Genomic DNA, 25,671 nt, shown 5'->3' on the forward strand with positions numbered 1-25,671 from the left:
GCCCGAACGCGAGCCCTATGAATATCGATCAGTTGTTGTATTGGCATCAGGGCTTGTTTCTCCAGCCTCAGCACTTTCAGCAGAATGATGCCCGGATTGAGCACCGTCTGCGGCGCACCACCGAGCTGAATCACCCCTACCCATGGGGCTTGATCTCACTGCAGATCAACGAGTCTGCGTTGGTGGCCAAACAGTGTCTGCTGGAGCAGTTGTCGGTGCGTTTTCCCGAGGGCACGCTGGCGGAGTTCCCAGGCAATGCGGTGTTGGAGTCGCGGACTCTGGACCTGGGCGAGTTCAGTGGCGGGCGGACGTTGTTCGTCGGCCTGCGCCGCTTGCTGCCCGGGGATGCCAACGCTCAAGTCTTTGAAACCCTGGCTGAAGGTGCCCGGGCCGAAGCGCGCTTCGTCGTGGCCGCCGACCCGGAAGTCATTGCTGACCGTCTCGGTCACTCGCCGGAAGCCCGGGTGCGTCCGATGTCCTACGTGCTGCGGCTGTTTTGGGAAGATGAACTGGAGCATTTAAGCATCTATGAGTTGTTGCCCATCGCCCGTTTCGATCTCGACGGCGACCGCGTGCGACTGGCCCAGCGCTACGTGCCACCCTCGGTGAATCTCGCGGCATCGCCAATGCTTGTGCAAACGCTGCGCGAAGTACGCGATGAGTTGGTCGGCCGAGCCCGGCAATTGTCGGTGTACAAACAGCCGGGCGAATCCCGACGGGGTGACGTCGATGGCGCGCAGGTCAATCATTTGATGGCCCTCGCTGTCCTGAATCGTTATGGCCCGCTGTTGACCCATCTGCTGGAAACGCCGCAGGTCTCGCCCTGGCAGCTTTACGGCACCCTGCGTCAGCTGGTGGGTGAGTTGAGCCTGTTTTCCGATATCTGCGACATGCTAGGTGAAACCCCGGATGACCGTTCGCTGGTTGCGCCTTACAAGCATGAGGAGGCGGGCGCGGCGATCATTGCCCTGGTGGCGTTGATCGGCCAGCAACTCAATGAAATCAGCATTGGTTCCGAGTTGCTGGTGCGTTTGCAACTGCTTGACGGTTTCTCTCAAGCCGAACTGCCGGATGCGTTTTTTGGCCCTCGCCATCGCTATTTCCTGGTGGCGCGCAGTGCCGTCGATCCGGTCTGGCTGGCCGAGAGCTTGCCGCTCGATGGCAAGTTGGGTGCGCTCAGTGCCATGGAAGGCTTGATCAATCGTGCCCTGCCCGGTGTCGAGCTGATTTATCTGCAAGTGCCGCCACAAGGTCTGCCGCGTGTAGCCGGGGCCTTGTACTTCCGCCTGGAAACCCTGAGTGATGGCTGGGAAACCCTGCAGCGCGAGCGTCAGGCAGCGTTCTTCCTGCCTCAGCCGCCGACTGATCTGGTCATTGATCTGGTGGTGGTACGCGCATGAGCAGCCTGCGACTTTCTCACTGTTGGGCACCGGTTTTCGACGCGGCCAAGCGCGGCATCAGTGATCCTTCACAAACCTATGAGTCCCTTGCGCCAGCGCTGATTGCGCTGCTTGATGCGGCCGCGAACCGCGCGCGGGAATTGCAGTTTGCCGAAGCTGAGATACGCGAGGCGTTGTTTGCGGTAGTGGCCTGGATCGACGAAACGGCCATGTCTGGCGAGTGGTCGGGTTCTGTGCAATGGCGCCGGGCACCGTTGCAACGTCACTACTTCTCTACCAGCCGCGCCGGTGTCGAGTTCTTTCAGCGTCTGGAGGCGCTGCCGGAGGCTGCGGCGCAGGCTCGTGAAGTGTTCGGACTGGCCTTGTTAAGTGGCTTTGAAGGGCGCTATTCGACTCGTCCGGGCGGCGAGCTTGCCCAGTACCGCAGGGTGCTTCTGGAAAGGATCATTCTTGATCACAAGATGGTCGCCCTGGATGTCTCCAGCCACCTTTTTTTGCAGCCTGAAGACCTGCAGACCCAGCGCGCGCGCGTGGTGCGCCGTGGCCTGCCCGGTCTATCACTGCTTCTGCTGATCGGGGTTCCTTTGATTGTCTTGACCGTGCTGTACATCAGTTTCGATCTCTCTCTGGCTCGGCAAGTCAGCCAAATACTGGAGATGCGCTGATGTTAAAGAAGGCAGGCGTATTCTTGCTCTGGATCCTGCTCCTGGCAGGTTTTGCGGTGATGCTCTGGGCGCTGGCGCTCTACCAGGATTGGCCGCTGTGGTATGTGCCGCTGATTTTTATCGCAACCCTGTTACTGGTTGTGTTGGTCCGCTGGGTCGTGCGCCGCTGGTACGCATGGCGTTTGCGGGCGCGCATGAAAAGCGGGCTGTCGCAGAGTCGTCTTGATGAATCCCCCAACCTGGATCAGGACTGGAACCTGGGTGTGCGCAGGCTGCGCGATTCACGCCTGAGCCGGCTGGGGTCACCGATGTATGTCCTGCCCTGGTTTCTGATGTTGGGCGAGGGTGGCAGTGGCAAAAGCAGCTTGCTGACCCATAGCGGGCTGACCTCTTCGTTGCGTTCGGCCCACTCAGGCAAGCAGGCGACCGCGACCGGCACACTGGACTGGTGGTTTCTGGAACGCGCCGTGGTGATCGACCCTGCCGGACGCATGGCCGAAGGTCACAGTGATGCCGGCCCCGAATGGCGGCGCCTGTTGTACTGGTTACTGCGTTCCCGACGTCGCGAGCCGCTCAATGGCGTGTTGCTGGTGATCGATGGTCAACGCCTGCTGACTGACGCCGATGAAGCGCTGAGCGAGCAGGGGCACAATCTGCGCCGCCGTCTTGATGACCTGGTCAAGGTTTTCGGTGCCCGCCTGCCGGTCTATTTCATCGTGACTCACGCCGAAGCCCTGCCGGGTTTCACTCCGTGGGGAGCGGCACTTACGCCGTTGCAGCGCGAACAGCCCTTCGGCTTGCTTGGCAGGCAACGCACGGGCGCGGGCGATTTTCTGAATGAGATATTCGCCGGGCTGGCCCAACGCTTGGCTGATTTGCGCATCGAACTGGGCGTGCGCGGCCTGCCGGATAAACAGGCGTTCAGCCTGCCGGAACGCCTCGACGATTTACGCCCGCGTCTGGAAAAACTGCTGTCGCCGGCATTTGATGCCAGTCCCTACAGTGAGGCCCCTCTGTTGAGCGGGCTATTCCTCACTGCCCAAGCGCAGGATGCCGAGGGGCGGCAAGAGGGCTGGTTCAGCCATGAGCTGCTGGGGCAACTCTTGCCAGCTCGGCGTCACGCTTACCAGCCCATCGACAGCTGGCATCGCTGGCGACGTCTGTTGGCCCATGTCGCCGTGATTGCCTGGCTGGGCCTGTGCATTGGCTTTGCTGCCTTGATGGTCTATGCCGATCGTCACACCCAGGCGGTACTGGCCGAAGCGGTCCACCAACCGCCGGCTGCCGCCGATTTCGCCGGTGGGCTGGAAACCGATCTGGATGCATTGCGCCGTTTCCGCCAGGCGCTGCTCAATTTATCCGAGGCGCAGCAAGGCGGCTGGCGTTCGTTACTGCCGTTCTCAAGGCATATCGAGCAGGTGCAAGAGCAGTATCGAGCCGATTACGTCAGTCTGTTCGACAGTGAGATACGTCACCCGGTTTTCGATGGCTTCATTTCCCAGAATCTGCGCAATGCGCTGAACAGTGGCAACCCTCGATTGATCGCCGCTTATGCGGAGTTCCTGGTGCGCAGGATTAATCTGCTCGACGCCCGTCTGAATAATAAGTCCATGGACAACTTGCCGCTCCCCGGCTCCGAGGTGGGCTTGCTGAACCTCACCTATGGCTCTAAAGAGACCATAGGCGCAGGGCAATTGGTGACTCTGGGGAGCACTTATCGCTCGTACCTGCAATGGCAGACCGATATAGCGCAGATGCAGAGCCAACGGGCAGCCTTGTTGGGGCAGCTCGAAACCATGGGGCTTGAGGGGCGCCCACTGGCCTGGCTGACGGAGTGGGCAGATATGCAAGGCAATTTGCCGCCGATTCTCCTCAGCGAATACTGGACCGACACCGATAACCCGAACCTGAGCCTGTCCGGTGCCTATACCGCACAAGGACATAACGCGATTCTCGGTTTCATCGATGAATTGGGCCTTGCCAGTCGTGACCAGACGTTGTGGAAGGCGCAGCGCGTCAAGTTTCTGGAGCAATACCAGAGTGATACTCAGGACGCGTGGTACCGATTTATCCAGGGCAGCTTGCTCAGCGCGCAGACTCGCCTGAAAACCCGCAGTGACTGGCAGCAGACGCTCAGTGTTGTCGGCACGTCCAACGACCCGTTTTTAAGGCTATTGCACCGAAGCGCCGAGCGCTTCGAGTTGATTCCGTTGGAGCACCGGGTGCCGTGGGCGAGTCGCGCGGTGGCGATGGATCGCTTGCTCAGGCTGGCGGCCAGCAATGATCTGCACACCGAGTCCGGCGTTCTGGCTAATTTCAAAGTCACCAATGCGCTGGGCGGAGATGTGCTCAAAGGCATGGTCAATGGCGGATCAATCGAAAGTGGCGTCAATGGTCTGCGCGATGAACTGACACAGACGCGTGCGCTGGCCAGGTTTGGGCAGCTCATGAAAGGGGTGATCGGCGATCTGCAAAAAAATGACGCGCAAGCGTTCCAGGTTGCCCTCGATACCTGGGGCTTTGGTGCCGACCCGGCGGTCAAAGCGGCGCCACTCTGGGAGGCCGACAGCATCCGCACGGCGTTGATTCATGCCCTCAAGGGGCCGGACCCGCGTGAAGATGTGGTCTGGTCGCTGGCGACCGGGCAATTGGACTTCTCTTCGCATTATGTCGCGCAAGTGGCAGCCTGCCGTCTGCAAAGCGACTGGAGTGGGCAACTGCTCAGTTCAATCCAGGGGGTGCGGGATCCGGTCATGCTCAACGAGTTGCTGTACGGGGATCGCGGTCAACTGCCGGCCTTTATGAATGGGCCGGTTAAAACCTTCGTGCAGCGTGATGTCCAGCGCTACAGCGGGCGTGAAACTCTGGGCGTACAGATTCCGCTGACTGGCGCGTTTTACGCCTATGTCAGTCGCATGCAGCACGCGCAGAACGATCTGGTCAGCGCTCAACGACAAAGCCAGACCCAGCAAGCGACTGAGCAGCAAAGCAAGCAGGCGCTGGACGCCGAGCAGAAAACCCTCACGGCGCAACGGGCCGAACTCAAGCAAAGCGTGGCAACGCTGCAGGCCACTGCTGCGGTGGTGGAGCTTTCAGCCTCGCCATCCCAGGTCAATATCAGCGCCCGCTCTTTGCCCCAGCAGACGCGCCTGACGATGCAGTGCAGTGGCCGCTCCACTGTTCTGGACAACTTCAACTTCCCGACCAGTGCCAGTTTCGTCTGGGCGCCAGGGGCGTGTGCGGATGTTTCACTGGATATCATTTTCGCCAACTTCAAGCTGACGCGGCATTGGACAGGCGATCGGGCTTTTGTGGACTTCCTGAGATTGTTCACTGGAGGTCAGCACACCTTTACGGTTGCCGACTTTCCGAGCCAGCGTAATTTGATGGGTAGCGAAAACCTGATTGGCATCCAGCTGACTTACCGCCAGGAAGGTGAACAGGTGCTGCTGGAGAAATACGCCAAAGCCGACGAGCTGCAGTTGCAGATCAATATTCTCGATGAGCGCTTGAAAGCCATTGCCGAGCAACTCATGGCGATGGAGGCTCAGGCTGCTGCCGTGAATGTGAGCCTTTCAGCGCTGGGATCACCGGCTCAGCAAGGTGTCGCCAATATTCAACCGCCCACTCAGATCGCCTGGTGCTGGACACCTAGGCCAGTGGATACCGGGTTGGCAGCCGGCGAAGGGTTGCGCCTGGACCTCGGCATCTACGGCAACGAAACGCGGATGAGAAACCTGGAGGCGCAATTGCGCACGTTGGGGTTCGCCACTCAACGTGAGGCCGTACAAACAGTGACAGGGGAAAAGGTGCAGCGATTGCTGGTGGTGTCGCTACGCGATGATGCCGCCGCACAGCGGGCGATTCGGGATATTGCGCGCAAGATGGGGGTTAATTCAAAGCTGGATAGCGCCGCGTCCGGCAAAGTCGGCGTGCGATGAAGGGCTGGAGGAGTTCGCTGGCACTGCGTATCACCTGTGTGCTGGCGCTGGTTCTGGCGTTGAGCTGGTGCGTGGCCGCCGGGCTCAGCGCCTGGCGAACCTTCGAGCAACTGCAGAGCGAGGCCCTGAATGATCTCAGTCAGCGTCTGCGCTTGCTTTCGAGTGTCGATAATGAGGACTTTCGCGACGCGCAGGAGGGTGCAAAGCGGCTTATGACGCGCTGGAACAGTGGTGCGGCCAATGAGTTCGGCAGCAATATTTTTCAACGCAGCACCATGCATTGGGTGCTCAACTCATCCTCGCAAATCGATCCAGACAACCCTGCGATTGTCGACAGGCTGGCGCGGGCCGCCTCTGCGGCCGAAGCTTTCGGGACTGCGGGGCAAGCCATGACCGTGGATACCTTTTTCTATTTTCCTGATGCGGGGGCCGCGTTTTCCACTCAACCCGATATCCCGACAGGATTTGTCCAGAACCGTGCAGCGCAATTACGTGAATTGTTTGGCCAGTTGCCAGTAAATGCCCCCGAAGTGGTTTGGTCGGGACCGCATTACGACGCATTGCTCGACCAGCAGCTACTCAGTGTGGCGATCGTGTCCCGGGACGCATCAGGCAAACCGCTATTCATGACCGGTTATGAGCTCAAGCTTAATGAGCGGCTGACCCGCATTGAACAGTTGCTCAATGGTTATCCGAGTCTATTGCTCAATGCCCAGGGGCAAAAGGTTGCAGATCTTTCTGGAAACTCCATGAACGCGGTCCCTCAAGATGATCTGCAGAAGCTGCTGGTCGGTGTTTCGGCAGGATCCGAATTTCCTCAAGTCGCACGTTTTGACGGCTCACCGATGGTGATCGCTCATCTAAGTCAACCTGACTGGTATCTGCTGACGCTTTATCCGCAGGCGAAGTTGCGCGCGGGCGCCTTGGCCCTGATTGTTGGCGAAGTACCCTTTGCACTCGTCGGCTTTGTCCTGTTGACGCTGGGACTACTGCTGGTATTGCGGCGAGAGCTGGCGCGGCCGTTGGCCTTGTTTGCCCGGGAAATCGAACTCGCCGTGGATGGCGATGATTTGTCGCGTCGTCTGCCGGTGACCCGAGAGGATGAGCTTGGGCGTTTTGCCAGGGCTTACAACGCGCTTCTGGATGCACTGGAGGCCCAGCAGGCGGGATTGGAAAATCTGGTCGAGGTTCGAACTCATGAATTACAGATCGCCCGGCAATTGGCCGAGCAGGCCAGCCGACTTAAAGGCCAGTTTCTGGCAAACATGAGTCACGAGATACGCACTCCGATGAACGCTGTGATCGGCATGAATCATCTGTTGGCCGATACGCCGCTTAGCGCGCAGCAGCAATATTTTGTCACCTCTATCCGGGAAAGCTCCGAAGCGCTATTGGCGCTTATCAACGACATCCTGGACCTTTCCAAAATCGACTCTGGCAACCTGAGCATTGAGCGGATCGCCTTTGATTTGATCGAGGTGGTCGAAGAAGTCGTTGAGCTACTGGCCCCGCGCGCAGCCGAAAAGGGGGTGCGCATGATCTGCCACATTGCTTCGGATGTGCCGGAGCAGGTGATGGGTGATCCCTGGAGGCTCCGGCAGATTCTGCTCAATCTTTTGAGTAACGCCGTCAAATTCACTGCCAGTGGTTCCATTCGTCTGGCGGTCTGGTGTGTCGAGGGCGACCGGCTGGGCTTCAAGGTGGTGGACACCGGAATAGGCATCGCCAGCTCCGCGCAGGATGCTGTATTCGAAGCCTTTCTCCAGGCAGACGCTTCCACCACCCGCAATTACGGCGGTACCGGTCTGGGTCTGTCGATCAGTCAGCGTCTGGCCGGGCTTATGGGCGGCAGTATTGAGCTACAGAGTCAGGTGGAGGTCGGTTCTACGTTCAGCCTGACACTACCGTTGCCGCAATCCCCGACCGCAGTGACCGACGTTTCGCGGCTATGGGGGCTGCGTACCCTGGTGATTGACGAACACAGCGAGGAGCGTGACGCATTGATGGGCATACTCTGCCAGTGGCAGGTGCTGTGCCAAGGTGCCTCGAGTGCCGATAGCGCGTTGCGGTTGATGCATGAGCAGGCGCAACTGGGCGTTACGTTCGATCTGGTATTGGTCAACTGGCGCCTGCCTTTGGTTGATGGCATTGAATTCGCCGCGATCTGCCGTGCCAGTGCGCAGTTGGCCGCCGCGCGTATTGTCTTGATGGCATCTCATGTCGAGTCGCTGCCCGATGCCGATCAACTGCGTGCCTGGGGGCTGGCGGCATGTGTGGTCAGACCGCTGCGTCGTCAGCATTTCTATCGCACCTTGTGCCAAGTGCAAAGCGGCGCTACGCCGACGCTGAACGAGGTACCAGCCCCTTTACGGGCGCTTGAACGGCATGACTACAGCCTGGATATCCTGGTGGTCGATGACATCGCCACCAACCGGGAAATCACCCAATTGTTCCTTGAGCGCTTTGGTCACCGGGTCAGCCTGGCCTGTGACGGCATCGAAGCCTTGAGCCTGCTTGGGCAGCAGGTTTTCGATGCAGTGCTGATGGACGGCCAGATGCCCCGCATGGATGGAATAGAGGCCGTCAGACAACTGCGCTCGGGCCAGGCTGGAGCACTTGATGATGAGGTGTACGTGATTGCCCTGACGGCCAATGCCATGAATGGTGATCGTGACCTGTTCATTGAAGCTGGCGCCAACGACTACCTCGCCAAACCGGTGTTACCGATGCAATTGTTTGATGCCATTACTGCGGCGATTGCCAGGCAGTTAGTGCGCAAGATGGAGTTGCGAGCACAGGAGCCGCCCTTGTTACCGAGGGTGCACGTCGAAGCGTCGCCGCTGGATGCGCCTGATCCATTGCGCTCACCGCGTCTGCAGCGATTGTTCAACGAGGACTGCCAGGCATTGCTGGCGCGACTCAGGACCGCTATTGGAGTGGTCGATCATGCCGAAGCAGAACGTGTCGCCCATAGTCTCAAAGGCAGCTCCGGGCAGTTTGGCGAAGTGGCACTGGAGCAGGCTGCCCATGTCATGGAGCAAGCCTGCCATGACCGCGATTACCCGACAATCAGTGCGACGCTACGCCAGTTGGAAATGCACTGTTTAACCCTGGCTGCCCGCCAGGCTTGACCTCTTTGACACGGATAATCTGAAGATGCCTGAATGCCGTTTATTGCTGGTCGATGACCACGCCATGATTCGTGAGGGATTGCGCGCTCTGCTTGCCGACGAAGCTGCGATCACGATAGTGGGTGAAGCCGAGGACGGCCAGCAAGCCATTGCGATGTGCCGGGCCTTGCAGCCTGATCTGGTGCTGATGGACTTGAATATGCCGTTGCTTGATGGTGTTTCGGCTCTCACCCTGATCGGCAAGCGTTGGCCTGAGATACAAATCATCGCGTTAACCTCCAACATCTCTGAGCAAAACGCGGCCTTGGCGCTTGAGGCCGGGGCGATGGGCTATGTACTCAAGCGCAGTCGTCGCGATGATTTGCTTCGCGCCATTTATCTGGTACGCGCCGGCAAAATCTACATCGACTCCGGCCTTGATGGTACCCAGGTCGCTGCACTGCGCAGTGGTCAAGCCGTGAGTGGGGTCACCCTGACTGAGCGTGAGCGGCAGGTCCTAAAGCTGATTGCCGAGGGCTCACGCAATCGTGATGTTGCGCAGATATTGTGCATAAGCCTCAAAACTGTAGAAACACACCGGCTTAATTTAATGAAAAAACTCGATGCTCATAATTCCGCAGATATTGTGAACTGGGCGTATCGGCTCGGTCTCCTGGGCGAGAGTCAATAGATATTCAATATACAATTACAGCAAATGAGCTCTTTTCTGTCGGGGACCTGCTAATCAATACGCGTCTTTCCACTGCTCTTTTAAAAACTTACGCAATGAAGATGCATAGATGCCAGCGGTGACCTGTCTGGTCAAGTTCGACGCCGTTGTTGAGAAATCTACAGTGGTCCGCGGCTAGTTGACGGCTTCACTGAAGGGGCGCTGTGGGGACAGGACCGAGCCCATTTTCCCGGCTTCGGCGGTCGAGTTTATCGCGAAAGATTCGGCTCCAGGTGCCGTCTTTTGGCACTCGGAAGCAGAGCTCGTTGCCGTCCTTGGTTTTTCCAGGCCCTGAGACTCGGGTCAGTGACTCTACTGTTCTGTTCGCACGCCTGCCCATGCCGAACCCTCAGTTGACCTACGCTTTGGCGGCGGATCTCATTGGAGACTGATGATACGTCTAACCTGATGGGCTTCTGCGGACAAATAAAAAGCCGGTTAGTGGTCGGCGCATATTTATTTTAATGTATTGAAAAATAAGGATAAATTCTTAGATATCTATCATCACCCTCACTTTGACCCCCCACCTCTTCGCTGATCTATGGCGTGCAGAGCCTCGTCAATTTTCTGAGCGATGATGGGCGCCGCTCATGCGCTCTGCGGTGATGATCATCTTGTGGTCGATCTACCTGGATGAGGGTTTGGCAGACAACTGGCTTCAAGTCGCCAACATTGTGCATGCTGAACTGACCGCCACACTCGCCGGTACGGGGCGGATGCCCCGGACTGTTACGCAATGGAGGTGTGAAATGGCTAGCTATGCAAAATACGGGAGCGTTATCGGTCAGCGGCAACAGGCCGCCCTTTCATTGCCAACCCAGACTTAGTGGAGCGCATGCGGCACGACTGGCCCTTGGGTGAGCCTGATCGCGCGACGTTTTATGGGGTTAACGGTTCGGTGAGTCAGGATTGCACTGACTAGCTGCTCGTGGTTACTGGTAGCGATTAGCCTGAGGCGTACTTCCTTTATCCGAGAGTTCGTTGGTCAGCCTTTCTAAGCGCTCTCAGAATAGCCAGCCTTGGTCTGCTGAGTCTTCATAGAGCCGTCAGTATGCTTCCACCTTCTCCTCATTATTTGTGTGTGTTCAACCTTTTCAGTTTGACCGACTTATGATCCGTGGGCTCCCGAGTATTAATTATCCCAATGGCGAATGTAGTTAGCGTGTCGGTCAGTTTCGACTCTGAAGTTTCAGGGCTGCGCCAATGTGACTGCCCGTATAGCATGCCTATTAGCGCATCCGTGATCACTTCAACGCGATCAGTTGGACGGCCTTGCTCGGCGCACTCGCTAGAGACGATGGCATTCAAGAGGCCCGAGTAATTGCATTTAAGCTGGTCGATTTCCTGTTGCTGATCACCAGTGAGGTTGACGAACTCTCTGGTTACCAGAAGCAGGCGATGTTTTTCTGCCAGGTTGAATGATACGAACGCATTGATAAACCGGCGCAGGCGCTCATGATTACTGCTGGCGCCGCGCATGCGCCGTTTGGTATCGGCGAGCAGGTCGGACAGGGCGGCTTCGATCAACTCGAACAGCAGGCATTGTTTGTTCTCTATGTGGTTGTAGAGAGAGCCCGCATGCAGCCCCAAATGGCTGGCCAGGTCGCGCAGGCCGATGGCCTGATAGCCCCGAGTGGCGAAGAGTTCCAGGGCGGCATCGACAAGGCGGTCGCGAGCGCTGTTTGGCGCGTATTTCGGGGTGGTCGTGGCCGCAGGCATCAAGGTGTCCTGTGTTCTTTAGCAAAGAGATTGCCAGGATTGAACGGGCAAATTGGGTTTGACCAAATGTAAGACAACAGGCATCTTACGTAAAGACTAATCGTGGAGGTGTTTTATGGATGGGCAAACGGTCGTAATCGTCGGTGGCGCCTCGGGTTTGGGCTTGGAAACCGCTAAGTTGATGCGCAAGCGCGGCGCGACGAAAATCGGCATTATCGACAGAAATGCAGAGTTGATGGTCGTTGCCGCAGAGATCTTGCGTGCCGAAGGCTGTGAAGTGGCGACCGCAGTAGGCGACATCTCGCGCAAGGAAACCGCCCATGGAGCGTTCCAGCAGATCGTCGACGCCCTTGGTCGCGTCGATTGCCTGGTCAACAGTGCAGCGATTTATCCGCGCCAGGACATTTTCGAGATCAGCGACGACGAATGGGATCTGGAAAACGCCATCAACATCAAAGGCACCTACCACATGATGGTAGCGGCGGTGAAACACATGCAGGCCTATGTAGCCGCGCCTGCCGTCACCGGCCGTATCGTCAATGTCACTTCCGTGGACGCTTTCAAGGCCCACCCGCAGAACGCCCACTACGCCGCGACCAAGGCCGCCGTGGTCAGCCTGACCAAATCCTTCGCCCAGGCCTGCGCCAAGGATCAGATCCTGGTCAACTCCGTCGCTCCGGCCGGCTTTGCCACCGAGCGCGCCAGGCAACTGGGTTTCCTGGGTGAACTGGCCGCCGCCAACCCGCTGGGCCGCGCTGCCGAACCTGCTGAAATTGCCGAGTGGATCGTGATGATGGGCAGCAGTCGCAACAGCTACGCTACCGGGGAAAACGTGATTGTCAGCGGAGGCTATATCTATGCCTGATTCAACGTCTGCCCCGGCGATCTATAAATGCGCCATGGTCACCGGCGCCACCAGTGGTATCGGCAAGGCCGTGGTCATTGCCTTGCGCGATGCCGGTCTGCAAGTGATTGCCGTGGGTCGCAGTCCTGAGGCTTTGCGGGCATTGAGAGCGCAGAAGGGCGTTATCGTCGTCGAGGCCGATGTGCGGCAGGTCGACGTCTTTGACGAGATCCTCGCGCAATACCCGGTGGATGTACTGGTCAATAACGCCGGGGTGCTGTCCAGTCGTGCGGCGTTCCAGGACATCGATCCGGCCGAAATCGACCATATGTTCGATATCAACCTCAAGGCGCCGCTGCACCTGACGCGCAAGGTGCTGCCGGGGATGATTGCTCGCGGTCATGGCCATCTGTTCTTTATCGGGTCCAGTGCTGGTCGCGCGCCGCATCCGGGGGCGGCGGTGTACGGCGCGTCCAAAGCCGGGGTCAGTCTGTTCTGCGACGCGCTGCGTTGCGATCTGCTCGGCAGTGGTGTGCGGGTGACTGAAATCGCGCCCGGCCGTGTGCAGACTCATCTCTACAAGAATGCCATGGGCATGCAGGCAGCCGGTGAGCAGCTATACGACGGCTATGAGTCGATCATGCCCGAAGACATCGCCCAGTTGTTGCTGGCCGCACTTAGTTTGCCACAGCGGGTGGATGTGTCGCGCCTGGAAGTCTTCCCGACGGCTCAGGCAGTTGGCGGTTCGCGAATGGTCAAGACGCTGGATTGATGAGTGGGGCGCAGTGTGTGCGCCCGTTCATTTTGCTGTGCGCAACGGGTGGTAATGAGTAGTGGCAATGCTTGACTGCCTGTAAGACAACATATAACTTACATTTGAAGTGGCGCCCAAGCTTCTTCTCATGACATCAGCAATTCCAGGGGATACGACGATGACTGCGACTTCATGCCGGGTCGGCGTGGACATAGGTGGGACCTTTACCGACATCGCGCTGGATGTAGGCGGCGTCCTGCATTCGACCAAGATTCTCACCGACTACGAGCTGCCGGAGCGCGCCATCCTCAAGGGCGTCAACAGTGTTGTCGAAGCGGCCGGGCTCAAGCTTGCGGATATCGATCAACTGATTCACGGCACTACGTTGGCCACCAATGCCCTGATCGAGCGGCGCGGGGCCCGTACGGCGTTCATCACTACCGAAGGCTTTCGCGACACGCTGGAAATGCGCACCGAAAACCGCTTCGAACAGTACGACATCAATATCACTCTGCCGCCACCGCTGATCGAGCGTGAACACCGTTATACCCTGCGCGAGCGTCTGGATGTCCATGGTCAAGTGCTGATTGCGCCAAGCAAGGCCGATATCGACGCGCTGGTCGAGCGGATCGCTGAAGGCAGTTACGCAAGCATCGCGGTCGGCCTGATCCACAGCTACGTCAACGGCGCCCATGAACGCCTGTTGCGTGATGCCCTGCAAAGCCGTCTGCCCCATGTCTCGGTATCGATTTCCTGCGAAGTGTCGCCGCAGATGCGTGAGTTCGAGCGCTTCAACACGGTCTGCGCCAATGCCTACGTCAAGCCACTGATCAAGTCCTATCTGGATCGTCTGGTAGTCACCCTCAAGAAGTCCGGCGCCGACTGTCCGGTGTTCATGATCCACTCCGGCGGCGGGATTATTTCCGTGCAGAGCGCGGCGGAGTTTCCCGTGCGCCTTGTTGAATCCGGCCCGGCGGGCGGGGCGATTTTCGCGGCAGACATTGCCCGCAAATACGCCCTGGATTCGGTGGTTTCCTTCGATATGGGCGGCACCACAGCGAAAATCTGTCTGATCGAAAACCAGGTGCCGAAAACCGCCAAGACCTTTGAAGTCGCCCGCACCTGGCGCTTCAAGAAAGGCAGCGGCATGCCCATCTCGATTCCCGTGGTGGAAATGGTCGAGATCGGTGCCGGTGGCGGTTCCATCGCCAGTATCGACAGCCTGCGCCAGATCCGTGTCGGTCCGCACAGTGCCGGTTCCGAGCCGGGCCCGGCTTGCTACGGTCGTGGCGGCCAGCAGCCGACCATCACCGATGCCAACCTGTTGTTGGGGCGTCTGGATGCCGACAATTTTGCTGGTGGCGCCATGCGTCTGGAGACCGATAGCGCCGCGTGCGCAGTGACCCGTGCCATCGGGGCACCCCTGAATATGGAAGCGGTCACCGCCGCCTACGGCATCTGTGAAGTAGTCGATGAAAACATGGCCAACGCCGGTCGCGTGCATGCGGTGGAAAGCGGCAAGGATATCGCCGAATACACCATGATCACCTTCGGTGGCGGCGGCCCGCTGCATGCTGCGCGCTTGTGCGAAAAGATGGGGGTGTCGCGCTTCCTGGTTCCGGCCGGTGCCGGGGTCGGTTCGGCGATCGGCTTCTTGCGTGCACCGTTCGGTTACGAGGCGGTGCGCAGTTCCTTCGTGCGCCTGTCCGAATTCGACGCGCCCCAGGTCAATGCCCTGATCGAAGACATGCAGGCCGAATCCATCGGCTTCCTACGCCAGGGCATGCCTGAGGGCGAGCCGGAACTGGAGTGCACGGCGTTCATGCGCTACGTCGGCCAGGGCTGGGAAATTCCCGTCAGCGTGCCATTTAAATCCTTCAGCGCCAGTGACACGGCGCAGTTCAAGACCCTGTTCGAAGCGGCCTACACCATGTTCTTCGGCCGTCCCATCGAAGGGCCGGATATCGAGATCGTCAGTTGGTCGGTCAAGGCCAGTTCGCCGCTATTGGCGGTAGAGCCGGTAGAGCAGATCAAGGCTTCTTACCGCGCCGAAGAAGTCGCCCGCCGTCAGGTGTTCGACGTGGTCAGCGGCGGCTTTGTCGAAGCCGGGATTTTTCAGCGCGAAGAACTGCAACCGGGGGCGCGGGTCGACGGTCCGGCGATCATCGCCGAGCGCGAAACCTCGACCTTCGTGTCGTCCTCGTTCACCGCCACGGTTCAGCCTGATGGCTGCCTGATGGTCGTTCGACGCTAAGCGTCACTTGCATAGAAGGCGATTTTTCATGAGCGATACCTTGATCGATATTCAAATGCAGGTGATGTGGAATCGCCTGATCTCTGTGGTTGAAGAGCAGGCGCTGACCCTGATCCGCACCGCCTTCTCCACCAGCGTGCGTGAGGCGGGCGATCTTTCCGCCGGGGTCTTCGACCGCGCCGGCAACATGCTTGCCCAGGCCGTGACCGGCACCCCCGGTCACGTCAACACCATGGCCGAGGCGGTGGTGCACTTCATCAGGGACATTGGCCCGGAGAACATCTTCGAAGGCGATGTCTATGTGACCAATGACCCGTGGAAGGGCACCGGCCACCTGCATGACATCACCATCGTTTCGCCGTCTTTCTATCAGGGCAGATTGATCGGCTACTTCGCCAGTACCGCCCATGTGGTCGATATTGGCGGCCGTGGCTTTGGTCCCGACGCCCGTGAGGTTTACGAGGAAGGCCTGTTCATCCCGATCATGAAGTTGTTCGAGCGTGGCAAGGTCAACCGCGACCTGATCAATATCCTGCGCAACAACGTGCGTGAGAACGATCGGGTAGTGGGTGACTTCTATGCCCTGTCGGCGTGCAACGAGACCGGTCACAAGCGCCTGTTGAGCATGCTCGAAGAGTTCAAGCTCGATGATCTGGAACACATCGGCGGCTTTATTCTCGAGCACAGCCGCCGTGCCACTCTGGAGTGCTTCAAGACACTGCCCCACGGCGTCTATCAGAACAGCATGACCCTGGACGGCTATGACGTGCCGGTTACTCTGGCGGTGACTTTGACGGTGGGCCCGGACGGCATTCTCACTGATTTCAGTGGCACCTCGGGCATGAGCCAGTTTGGTATCAACGTGCCTCTGGGTTACGCCAAGGCTTACGCCTGCTACGGCCTCAAATGCATCGTCGCCCCGGAAATCCCCAATAACTCAGCGTCCCTTGCGCCGTTCGACGTCACGGCGCCCGAGGGCTGCATCCTCAATGCCAAGCACCCGGCGCCGGTTTCGGTGCGCCATGTGCTCGGCCACTTCGTCCCTGATCTGGTGCTGGGCGCGCTGCACAAATGCCTGCCCGGCCAGGTGCCGGCCGAGGGCGCCAGTGCGTTGTGGAACCTGCACCTGAGCGTGCGTCCGCTGGAAAGCAATCCTCAGGGTCGCAGCGCCGAGATGCTGATGTTCAACAGTGGCGGCATGGGCGCCCGCGCTGCCAAGGATGGCCTGAGTGCCACGGCGTTCCCCAGCGGCGTGCACACCATGCCGGTGGAGGCCACCGAACATGCCGGGCCGGTGATCGTTTGGCGCAAGGAGCTGCGCGACGGTTCCGGTGGTGCGGGGCAACTGCGTGGAGGTCTGGGGCAGGAGATCGAGATTTCTGCGGCGGCCGGTTATTCGTTCCGTTTCAGTGCCATGTTCGACCGCATCGAGTATCCGGCGCGGGGCCTGGAAGGTGGGCGGGAAGGGGCCAAGGGTTATGTCGGCCTGGATGACGGCACGCTGTTGCGGGGCAAGGGCCAGCAGTTCGTTCCGGCCGAGCGTCGGCTGGTGCTTAGTCTGCCGGGCGGCGGCGGTTACGGCGAGCCGGGCCAGCGCCCGCGCGAGGAGGTCGAGCGCGATCTGCGTTTCGGTTACATAAGCGCCGAGCAGGCGCGTGACGATTATGGTTATGAGTCTGGTCGGGGTGGCAAGTAATGGAATTTCAAAGTTCGCGGGTCAGAAAGGTCAAGAGCTCGCCGAGCATGGCGGTATCGGTCCTGGCCAAGCAGATGCTGGCCAAGGGCGAGCCGGTCATCAACCTGAGCCTGGGTGAGCCGGATTTCAATACCCCGGCCCACGTGATCGAAGCCGCCCATCAGGCGATGCTCGACGGCAACAATCACTACACGGCGCCCAATGGCTATGAGTCGCTGCGCCGGGCCATCGTCGACAAGTTCGCTCGTGAAAACGGCCTGAACTACGGCATGGATGAAATCTGCGTGGCCAATGGCGCCAAGCAGCTGTTGTTCAATGCCTTCCTCTCGACCCTGGAGCCGGGAGACGAGGTCATCACGCCCGCGCCTTATTGGGTGTCCTACACCGATATGGTGCTGCTCAACGGCGGTGTGCCCAAGGTTATTCCCTGCGGCTCCGAGTACGGTTTCAAGCTTGATGCGGCGCGCCTGGAGGCAGCCATTACGGAGAAGACCCGCTGGTTGATGCTGAACTCGCCGAACAATCCGTGCGGTGCGATCTACACCGAGCAGGAGTTCGCCGCCCTCGGTGCGGTGCTGGCGCGGCATCCGCGGGTGCTGGTGATTTCCGACGAGATCTACGAGCACATCATCCTTGGCGACAAGGCCTTTGTGCCCTTTGTCATTGCCTGTCCGGCCCTGCGTGAGCGCACCTTGCTGATCAATGGCGTGTCCAAGGCCTATGCCATGACCGGCTACCGCCTCGGTTATGCCGCCGGCCCCAAGGGTTTGATCGATGCCATGAACAAGACCCAGTCCCAGACTACCACCTGCCCGTCGGCCATTTCGCAGCTGGCAGCGGCGGCTGCATTGAGCGGCCCCCAGGATTTCGTGCGCAACGCCAACCGTGAATATCAGGCTCGTGGCGCCATGGTGGTGGAAGGTCTGGCGGCCATCGATGGCCTGGAATTACAGATGCCCGAAGGCGCCTTCTACGCCTTCCCCAAGTGTGAGGCGTTTATTGGCACCCACACGCCGGACGGCGAGGTGATCGAGACCGATACCGATCTGGCCAATTACCTGCTGCGTGTTGGCAAGGTGGCTACGGTGCCGGGCTCGGCCTTCGGTCTGGAACCCTATATTCGCCTGTCCTTTGCGACGTCCCGTGAACAGCTTGCGCAGGCCATCGTGCAGATGCGCGATGCCCTGGCCCTGTTGGTCCAAGTGCCGCAATCACTGACCCAATCGAGAGTTTCCTGATGAGCAAGCCTTTCAAACGACTGTTGATCACCGGCGCCGCTGGGCGCCTGGGCCGAATCCTGCGCGCTGAAATGAGCGCCTTTGCCGAGATCCTGCGCCTGACCGATATCGCTGACATGGGCGAAGCGGCGCCCCATGAAGAGCTGGTGCAGTGTGACCTCGCCAGTTTTGCCGACGTGCTGCCGTTGGCCGAGGGCGTCGACGCGATCATCCATGCCGGTGGCGTGCCGTTGGAGAACACCTTCGAGCTGATTCTCAACGGCAATATCGTTGGCACCTACAACATCTACGAAGCCGCTCGGCAGAAGGGTGTGAAGCGGGTGATCTACACCAGTTCCAACCATGCCATCGGTTTCTACGACCGCACTGAAACCATCGACGCCAGCGTGCCTCATCGCCCGGACTCGCTGTACGGTCTGAGCAAATGCTTCGCCGAAGATCTGGGGCGCTACTACTGGGACAAGTTCGGTATCGAGTCGGTGAATATCCGTATCGGTTCCTCGTTCGAAGAGCCTCTGGACCGCCGCATGCTGGCGACCTGGCTGTCATTCTCCGATTTCAGCCAGATCGTCGAACGCTCACTGCAGGCGCCGCGTGTCGGGCACATGATCGTCTACGGCATGTCGGCCAACCGCGAATCCCTGTGGGACAACCGCGCTGCATCGTCGATCGGTTATGTCGCCAAGGACAGCGCCGATGATTACCGCGAGAAGGTCGAGGCGAAATTCCCGCTCCTGGATCCGAATGAGCCCGCAGCGCGCTATCACGGCGGCAACTTCGCTGGCGCCGGGCATTTCGAAGATCCGAAGTAACGTCTATTCACCGAATTTCAGGGGTCCAAGCCATGGCTTCGACAGCAACAAAGCAGCATTACGATGTGGTGATTGTGGGTGGTGCGGTGAATGGCAGCGCCGTCGCATATTTCCTCGCCAACAACCCGGATTTCACCGGCTCGGTACTGGTCGTCGAGCGCGACTGGACCTACGCCCAATCGGCGACCGCATTGTCCAGCAGCTCGATTCGCGTGCAGTTTTCCAACCCGATCAATATTCAGATTTCCCGGTTTGGCGCCCAATTTATTCGCGACTTTCCCAACCTGATGGAAGTCGGTGGCGACCGGCCTGACCTGGCATTCAAGGAAAACGGCTATCTGTTCCTCGCCGACCAGAAGGGCTTTGATGTGCTCAAGCGCTTGCACCAGACGCAACTGGATAACGGCGCCGATGTGACGCTGATGACCACCGACGCTTTGGTCAAGCGTTTCCCTTGGGTCAACCCTGACAGTCTGGCCGGCGGCACCTATGGCGAAAAGGACGAAGGCTGGTTCGATAACTACGGGATCATGAACGGCTTTCGCAAGAAGGCCCGCTCCTTGGGTGTCGAGTACATCGAGAACGAAGTGGTGGAAGTGTTGCGCAAGGGCGATGTGGTCACCGGCGTGACTTTGGCCAGTGGCGAGCATATCGGCTGTGAGTACCTGGTCAACACTGCCGGAACCCGCGGGCCGAAAGTCGCGCGCATGGCTGGCCTGCAGATTCCCGTGGAGCCGCGCCGTCGTTCGCTGTTCGTGTTCGACTGTCATACGCCGCTGCCAGGCGTGGTGCCCCTGACCATCGACCCCACCGGCGTATTTTTTCGTCCTGAAGGCCATCTGTATCTGGGCGGCACTTATCCCAAGGTCGACCCGGAAGTGGCCTATGACGATTTCGATGTGCTGCACGACGAATTCGAAGAGGAGGTCTGGCCGATCCTGGCCGAGCGCGTACCGGCGTTCGAGGCGATCAAGGTGGTCAACTCCTGGGCCGGGCACTACGACTTCTGTGTGCTCGACCACAACGCCATCGTCGGTCCGCATAACGAAGTGGGCAATTTCCTGTTCTGCAACGGCTTCAGCGGCCACGGCCTGCAGCAGGCACCGGCCATTGGTCGCGGCCTGAGCGAACTGATTACCTACGGTGAATACCGAAGCCTTGATCTGAGCCCGCTTTCATATGCGCGCGTGGTCGAGAATCGTCCCTTTTTGGAAGACTCGGTCATCTGACCGCGCGGCCTGATGGAGAACATGATGACTAACAATAATTCCCAGGCAACCCGCACTGGCGGCCAGGTACTGGTCGATGCCCTGCGTATTAATGGTGTCGAGCGCGCGTTCTGCGTGCCTGGCGAAAGCTATCTGGCGGTGCTCGATGCTCTGCACGACGCCAAGGACGATATCGAGCTGATTGTCTGTCGTCAGGAGGGCGGCGCCGCTTACATGGCTGAGGCCTATGGCAAACTGACCGGCAAGCCGGGTATCTGTTTCGTGACCCGCGGACCGGGGGCGACCAACGCCTCGGTGGGTGTGCACACGGCTTTTCAGGATTCAACGCCGATGATCCTGTTCATTGGCCAGGTGGCTCGTGATCAGGTGGAGCGCGAAGCCTTTCAGGAAATCGATTACCGGCGCATGTTCGGCCAGATGGCCAAGTGGGTGGTGGAAGTGGATGACGCGGCACGCCTGCCGGAGCTGCTCAGCCAAGCCTTCCACCGTGCCACCAATGGCCGCCCTGGCCCGGTGGTGGTGGCCTTGCCGGAAGACATGCTGACCGATGTGGTCAGTGTTCCCGATGCCGGCCCGGCCCAGTCCATCGAACCTGCTGCCGCGCCAGCGGCACTGGAGCAACTGCAAGGGTTGATCGCCGAGGCGCAGCGTCCTCTGGTGGTTCTGGGCGGTGGCGGTTGGGATGCCGGGGCGGTGGCCAATATCCGTCGCTTTATCGAGACCCAGAACCTGCCGGTGGCGGCGTCATTCCGTTGCCAGGACCTGTTCGACAATACCTTGCCCAATTATGCCGGTGATCTTGGTCTGGCAGCGGGTCCTGAGCTGGTCGAGGCGGTGAAGAATTCCGATGTGCTATTGGTGATCGGGGCGCGTCTCGGCGAGATGACCACCGGCGGCTATTCCTTGGTCAATATCCCGGTGCCCAGGCAGAAACTGGTGCATGTGCATCCGGGTATCGAGGAGCTGGGGCGGGTCTATCAGCCGACCCTGGCGATCAATGCCGGGATGAAGACCTTCGCCGCCCAGGTCGCCGCGCTGCCTGCGGTCAAGCCCGAGGGGCTGGCTGAATGGACTGCGCAGCTCAATCTAGGCTACCGTGCCAACTTCGATTGCCCGCCGTCGCCGGGACCAGTGCAGATGAGTCAGGTCATTGCCTGGCTCAATGATCGTCTGCCTCGGGACAGCATCATGACCTGCGGTGCGGGTAACTACACCGGCTGGCTGCATCGCGGCTATCAGCACCGCACCTTCCGCACGCTGCTGGGGCCGACCAACGGTTCCATGGGCTATGGCGTGCCGGCGGCAGTGGCGGCCAAGATCACCGCGCCGGAGCGCATGGTGCTGGCCTTTGCCGGGGATGGCTGCTTCCTGATGAATGGCCAGGAGTTGGCGACGGCGGCCAACTACGACGCGCGGCTGATCGTTATCGTGGTCAATAACGGCATGTACGGCACCATTCGTATGCACCAGGAAAGGACTTATCCGGGGCGTGTGTCCGGCACTGAATTGCACAACCCGGACTTCGCCATGCTGGCCCGTTCCTATGGTTTCCACGCTGAAACCGTGGTCGCCACCGAGCAGTTCGCTGAAGCTTTCGAGCGGTGCGTGGCCTCGCAGAAACCGGCGCTGATCGAGATCCAGGTCGACCCCGAGGCGTTGACGCCACGGATGAGCCTGAGTCAAATCCGTGAAAAGGCGCTGGCTGCGCGGTGATTGCCCTGAGCTGGGTGCAGGTCTTGTAGGGGGGGCGGCAGCAGACGGCTTTATCTCCCGAGCTGACGCCATCGCCAGCAAGCCGGCTCTACACAAATGCATTTCAACTCAAATGATTGTGTCGTTTCTGGAAGATGCGAGCTCACTCCCCGCTCTGCACCAGGCGCTGATAACGCGACAGGCTTTCTTCCAGGTGCTTGCGCAGCGCGTTGCGTGCGGCACTGACATCGCCCATGGTGATGGCTGTAAGGATGGCGCCGTGTTCTCGGCCGATCTTCTTGATATGCGCCAGACGGCTCTTACCGGTGGATTGGCCGTGCTTGAGGTTCAGGTCAAAGATAATGTCCGGGCCGAGGGCTTCCAGCAACTGGGTGAAGTGCGGATTATTGGTGGCCCTGGCAATGGCCAGGTGAAACTCGAAATCGGCCTTGGCTTCTGCTTCCAGATCTGTACCGTCCAGAGCGTTGAAACGGTCGAATGCCTCGGTGATATCCGACAGACTGGCCGGGCTGCGGCGTTCGGCGGCCCGGGCCACGGATTCGGTCTCGACCCCCAGGCGCAGTTCCAGAACCTGCGCGGCGGTGCGAACATCGTCCACCGCAGTGCTCAAGGCATAGCCGATGCGCTTGACGTCCTGCTCGACCACGAACACCCCGACACCTTGCCGGGCGATCAGGCGGCCACCCAGGCGCAGCGACGCGACGGCTTCGCGCACGACCGGGCGGCTGACATTGAATTCCTTGCACAGCTCCTGTTCGGAGGGAAGTTTTTCCCCGGGGCGATAGGTGCCCACATCGATACGGTTGGACAGTTCACGGATAACCGTCTCAGCAAGATTGCCTCTGCGCGCACCTGTCGTGGCGTCCATTTGTGTTGCTCCTGAAACCTGAATGCTCATCACGGAAGATGAATGGTTGAACAGCTGAGTGGGCCTCGTCAAATAAGTTGCAAAGCCTCTGTATTGTCTAGTCGGTAATCGGCTGGACCGGGGCTGCGACAAAGGCCCGTATGTTATCAAACAACTGACCAGATAGGGTGCAAAGCCCGATTATTACGGGTTTTTCCGCCTCGTATCTGTGCATTTTCCTGCCGCTGGAAAATCTTCACGGGCATTTTCATTGAGCCTTAGCATACACCCATTGACAGTTGCCTGCTGACTGTTATCTTACAAGTGCGCCCGCTTTCGGCGAGATGCAATGCAGTGAGAAGGTCCCGAATAAAGTCTGGATGCCGTGACAGGGCCCAGGCGTGGAAAAGAAGACTTGCACGCCAACGTGCTCAATTCGTTTGTCCGTTGATTTCTGGGAGGGGTATATGCGTAAACACAACCTGATCGTCACCGCACTGGCTACGGCTTTGGCCACGGCAATGAGTGTGGGAATCGCCACTGCTGCCGACACCGAGCAGGTCAAGATCGGCTTTGCCGGGCCGCTGACCGGCCCGTCCGGCCACCAGGGTCTCGATGTCGAGCACGGCGTGAGTATCGCCATTGAAGAGGCCAACCAGCAGAAACTGAAAATCGGCGACAAGGTCGTCGAATTCAAACTGGTTTCCGAAGATGATGTTGCCGACCCACGTACCGGTACTGCTGTCGCCCAGCGTCTGGTGGATGCCAAAGTCGCAGTGGTGATCGGTCACTACAACTCCGGCACCAGTATTCCAGCCTCGAAAATCTACGCCGACGCCGGTATCCCGCAGATCTCGCCTTCGGCCACCAATCCGGCGCTGACCAGGCAGGGCATCAAATCGGTGTTTCGCGTGGTAAACGACGACGCCACCCTGGGCCGCTATGCCGGCAACTACCTGGTCAACAAGCTCGCGGCCAAGCGTATCGCCATCTTCGACGACCGTACCGCTTACGGTCAGGGCCTGGCCGATGAAGTGAACAAGGCGGTTAAGGCTGCTGGCGGTAATGTCGTGGTGCGTGAATACACCAATGACAAGGCCACCGACTTCAACGCCATCCTCACGACCGCCAAAGCGCAGCAGGTCGATGCGGTGTTTTTTGCCGCCCTGGATTACCAGGCGGCCCCCATGGCCAAGCAGATGAAGAACCTGGGCTTGAAAGCCAAGTTCATGAACATCGGCAACCTGCCCAACGATGAGTTCAAGAAGATGGCCGGCAGTGCCGCAGAAGGCACCTATGCCTGGAACTACGGCACCCCGCTGCAGGACATGCCCAAGGGCGCGGCCTTCGAACAGAAACTCAAGGCCAAGTATGGCGTCGGCGTAGTGCAGTCCTCGCCAGCGGCCTATGACGCGACCTGGACTGCGATCAGTGCCATGGTCAAAGCCCAGTCGGTCAACCCGGCGACCTATCTGCCAGTGCTGAAAAGTTCCAGCTATGACGGAGTGACCGGGACCATCGCCTTCGACGACGATGGCAACCTGAAAAACGCCGCTGCGACGATCTTCCAGTTCGAAGGCGGCCAGTGGAAAACCCTGTCGGTCGAGCGCGACTGAGCAATCGGCAATCCGCAAAAAACTATAAGCGGGCCATCAAGGCCCGCGACAAACAACAAGAAAAGACTTTTATCTGATCTGCCATGAATGTCACCGCGTCGCTGTCCTCAGCCAGCGCTGGTGGATACGACGCAGCTTTGAGGATTCACCAAGTGGAAGCCAACCTTAATATCTTGTTGCAGCAGGTTCTCAACGGTCTGGTGCTTGGCAGTATCTACGCCTTGGTTGCCCTGGGTTACACCATGGTCTACGGCATCATCGGCCTGATCAATTTCGCCCACGGTGAGATCGTCATGGTCGGTGCAATGGTGACGATTTCCGTGCTGACCATGCTCGCCGGTTTTGGCTTCGCGCCGGGCGTGTTGACTCTGCTGTTCGCCATCATGATTGCGGCGGTGGTGTGCATGCTCATGGCTCAGGGGATGGAGAAATTTGCCTACCGTCCGCTGCGCAAGGCCCCACGTCTGACCCCGCTGATTCTGGCTATCGGCATTTCGATTTTCCTGCAGAACCTGGCGATGATGATCTGGGGGCGCGGCTACAAGACCTTCCCTGAAGTGGTCGAGACCCAGCCCATCGATATCTTCGGCGCCACCATCACCAATATTCAGTTGAGCATCATGTTGATCTCGGTGGTGATCATGTTGGCGCTGTGGCTGTTGGTCGACAAGACCCGCCTGGGCAAGGCCATGCGTGCCACCGCGCAGAATCAGGAAGTAGCCGGCCTGATGGGCATCAATATCAATCGGGTGATCTCCGCCACCTTTGTCATCGGTGCCTCTCTGGGTGCCATCGCCGGGGTCATGCGCGCCGTCAACTACGGCCAGGCCGACGCCTATATGGGGTTGTTGCTCGGTCTCAAAGCGTTTTCCGCAGCGGTACTGGGCGGCATCGGCAATCTGTTCGGGGCCATGGCCGGGGGGCTGTTGCTGGGCCTGATTGAATCTCTGGCGGCCGGTTATACCGGGCAGCTTACTGGCGGGTTTCTCGGCGCCAACTATCAGGACATCTTCGCCTTCATGGTGCTGATCATGGTCCTGCTGTTCCGGCCCAACGGCCTGATGGGCGAACGCATGGCCGATCGCGCTTAAGGGAGAGGCTGC

Annotated in this window: 17 protein-coding genes and 1 pseudogene; 16 read left to right on the plus strand and 2 right to left on the minus strand. The window is 59.3% G+C overall.

Going from position 1 to position 25,671, the window contains the following annotated elements; genetic code table 11:
* Positions 1 to 17 precede the first annotated feature (17 nt).
* The 6 genes and pseudogenes from tssK to ACCD02_RS10605 all read left to right on the plus strand — a co-directional run.
* A complete protein-coding gene (gene tssK / locus ACCD02_RS10580; RefSeq protein ID WP_413301106.1) occupies positions 18 to 1,400 on the plus strand; it encodes a type VI secretion system baseplate subunit TssK in 1,383 nt (460 codons plus the stop codon).
* Entirely contained in the window at positions 1,397 to 2,065 is a 669-nt protein-coding gene (locus ACCD02_RS10585; RefSeq protein WP_413301108.1) for a DotU family type IV/VI secretion system protein, read from the plus strand. Before tssK ends, ACCD02_RS10585 begins: the two co-directional genes overlap by 4 nt.
* On the plus strand, positions 2,065 to 6,006 hold the full coding sequence (locus ACCD02_RS10590; RefSeq protein WP_413301110.1) for a type VI secretion protein IcmF/TssM N-terminal domain-containing protein: 3,942 nt from the start codon (positions 2,065 to 2,067) through the stop codon (positions 6,004 to 6,006). Before ACCD02_RS10585 ends, ACCD02_RS10590 begins: the two co-directional genes overlap by 1 nt.
* Positions 6,003 to 9,137, plus strand: a complete 3,135-nt coding sequence (locus ACCD02_RS10595) for a response regulator (RefSeq protein WP_413301112.1) — start codon at positions 6,003 to 6,005, stop codon at positions 9,135 to 9,137. The genes ACCD02_RS10590 and ACCD02_RS10595 overlap by 4 nt, the downstream gene beginning before the upstream one ends.
* A gap of 25 nt (positions 9,138 to 9,162) precedes the next feature.
* A complete protein-coding gene (locus ACCD02_RS10600) occupies positions 9,163 to 9,807 on the plus strand; it encodes a response regulator (RefSeq protein ID WP_413301114.1) in 645 nt (214 codons plus the stop codon).
* An 829-nt stretch (positions 9,808 to 10,636) separates the two neighbouring features.
* Positions 10,637 to 10,768: pseudogene (locus ACCD02_RS10605) on the plus strand (alkene reductase); the annotation flags it as partial.
* Between the two features lie 149 nt (positions 10,769 to 10,917).
* Here ACCD02_RS10605 and ACCD02_RS10610 read toward each other — a convergent pair.
* A complete protein-coding gene (locus ACCD02_RS10610; protein ID WP_413301116.1) occupies positions 10,918 to 11,565 on the minus strand; it encodes a TetR/AcrR family transcriptional regulator in 648 nt (215 codons plus the stop codon).
* A 115-nt stretch (positions 11,566 to 11,680) separates the two neighbouring features.
* On the opposite strand from ACCD02_RS10610, the gene ACCD02_RS10615 reads away from it, so the two are divergent.
* The 8 genes from ACCD02_RS10615 to ACCD02_RS10650 all read left to right on the plus strand — a co-directional run bounded on the left by ACCD02_RS10615 (position 11,681) and on the right by ACCD02_RS10650 (position 22,105).
* Positions 11,681 to 12,430 carry an SDR family NAD(P)-dependent oxidoreductase gene (locus ACCD02_RS10615; RefSeq protein WP_413301118.1) on the plus strand — a complete coding sequence of 250 codons (750 nt, stop codon included), beginning with the start codon at positions 11,681 to 11,683 and terminating at the stop codon, positions 12,428 to 12,430.
* Positions 12,423 to 13,181: an SDR family oxidoreductase gene (locus ACCD02_RS10620; RefSeq protein WP_413301120.1), complete on the plus strand. Its 759-nt coding sequence runs from the start codon at positions 12,423 to 12,425 to the stop codon at positions 13,179 to 13,181. Before ACCD02_RS10615 ends, ACCD02_RS10620 begins: the two co-directional genes overlap by 8 nt.
* 160 nt (positions 13,182 to 13,341) lie before the next feature.
* A complete protein-coding gene (locus tag ACCD02_RS10625) occupies positions 13,342 to 15,417 on the plus strand; it encodes a hydantoinase/oxoprolinase family protein (RefSeq protein WP_413301122.1) in 2,076 nt (691 codons plus the stop codon).
* 28 nt (positions 15,418 to 15,445) lie between these two features.
* Positions 15,446 to 17,113 carry a hydantoinase B/oxoprolinase family protein gene (locus ACCD02_RS10630; protein ID WP_413301124.1) on the plus strand — a complete coding sequence of 556 codons (1,668 nt, stop codon included), beginning with the start codon at positions 15,446 to 15,448 and terminating at the stop codon, positions 17,111 to 17,113.
* The gene (locus ACCD02_RS10635) at positions 17,113 to 18,351 is read left to right on the plus strand and encodes a pyridoxal phosphate-dependent aminotransferase (RefSeq protein WP_413301126.1); all 1,239 of its coding nucleotides are present in this window, start codon (positions 17,113 to 17,115) and stop codon (positions 18,349 to 18,351) included. The genes ACCD02_RS10630 and ACCD02_RS10635 overlap by 1 nt, the downstream gene beginning before the upstream one ends.
* Positions 18,351 to 19,163 carry an NAD-dependent epimerase/dehydratase family protein gene (locus tag ACCD02_RS10640; protein WP_413301128.1) on the plus strand — a complete coding sequence of 271 codons (813 nt, stop codon included), beginning with the start codon at positions 18,351 to 18,353 and terminating at the stop codon, positions 19,161 to 19,163. Before ACCD02_RS10635 ends, ACCD02_RS10640 begins: the two co-directional genes overlap by 1 nt.
* A 32-nt stretch (positions 19,164 to 19,195) precedes the next feature.
* The gene (locus ACCD02_RS10645; protein WP_413301130.1) at positions 19,196 to 20,392 is read left to right on the plus strand and encodes an NAD(P)/FAD-dependent oxidoreductase; all 1,197 of its coding nucleotides are present in this window, start codon (positions 19,196 to 19,198) and stop codon (positions 20,390 to 20,392) included.
* Positions 20,393 to 20,416: 24 nt separating this feature from the next.
* The gene (locus ACCD02_RS10650) at positions 20,417 to 22,105 is read left to right on the plus strand and encodes a thiamine pyrophosphate-binding protein (protein WP_413301132.1); all 1,689 of its coding nucleotides are present in this window, start codon (positions 20,417 to 20,419) and stop codon (positions 22,103 to 22,105) included.
* A 142-nt stretch (positions 22,106 to 22,247) separates the two neighbouring features.
* Here the strand turns inward: ACCD02_RS10650 and ACCD02_RS10655 are convergent, their stop codons facing one another.
* Positions 22,248 to 22,973 (minus strand): FadR/GntR family transcriptional regulator, encoded by a 726-nt coding sequence (locus ACCD02_RS10655; protein ID WP_413301134.1) that lies wholly within the window; start codon positions 22,971 to 22,973, stop codon positions 22,248 to 22,250.
* 446 nt (positions 22,974 to 23,419) lie between these two features.
* Between ACCD02_RS10655 and ACCD02_RS10660 the strand changes: the two genes are divergently transcribed.
* The gene (locus tag ACCD02_RS10660; protein WP_413301136.1) at positions 23,420 to 24,568 is read left to right on the plus strand and encodes a branched-chain amino acid ABC transporter substrate-binding protein; all 1,149 of its coding nucleotides are present in this window, start codon (positions 23,420 to 23,422) and stop codon (positions 24,566 to 24,568) included.
* 152 nt (positions 24,569 to 24,720) lie between these two features.
* A complete protein-coding gene (locus ACCD02_RS10665) occupies positions 24,721 to 25,659 on the plus strand; it encodes a branched-chain amino acid ABC transporter permease (protein ID WP_413301138.1) in 939 nt (312 codons plus the stop codon).
* Positions 25,660 to 25,671: the final 12 nt, after the last annotated feature.

Source organism: Pseudomonas sp. Pseusp88 (genome assembly GCF_047303955.1).
GTDB lineage: Bacteria > Pseudomonadota > Gammaproteobacteria > Pseudomonadales > Pseudomonadaceae > Aquipseudomonas.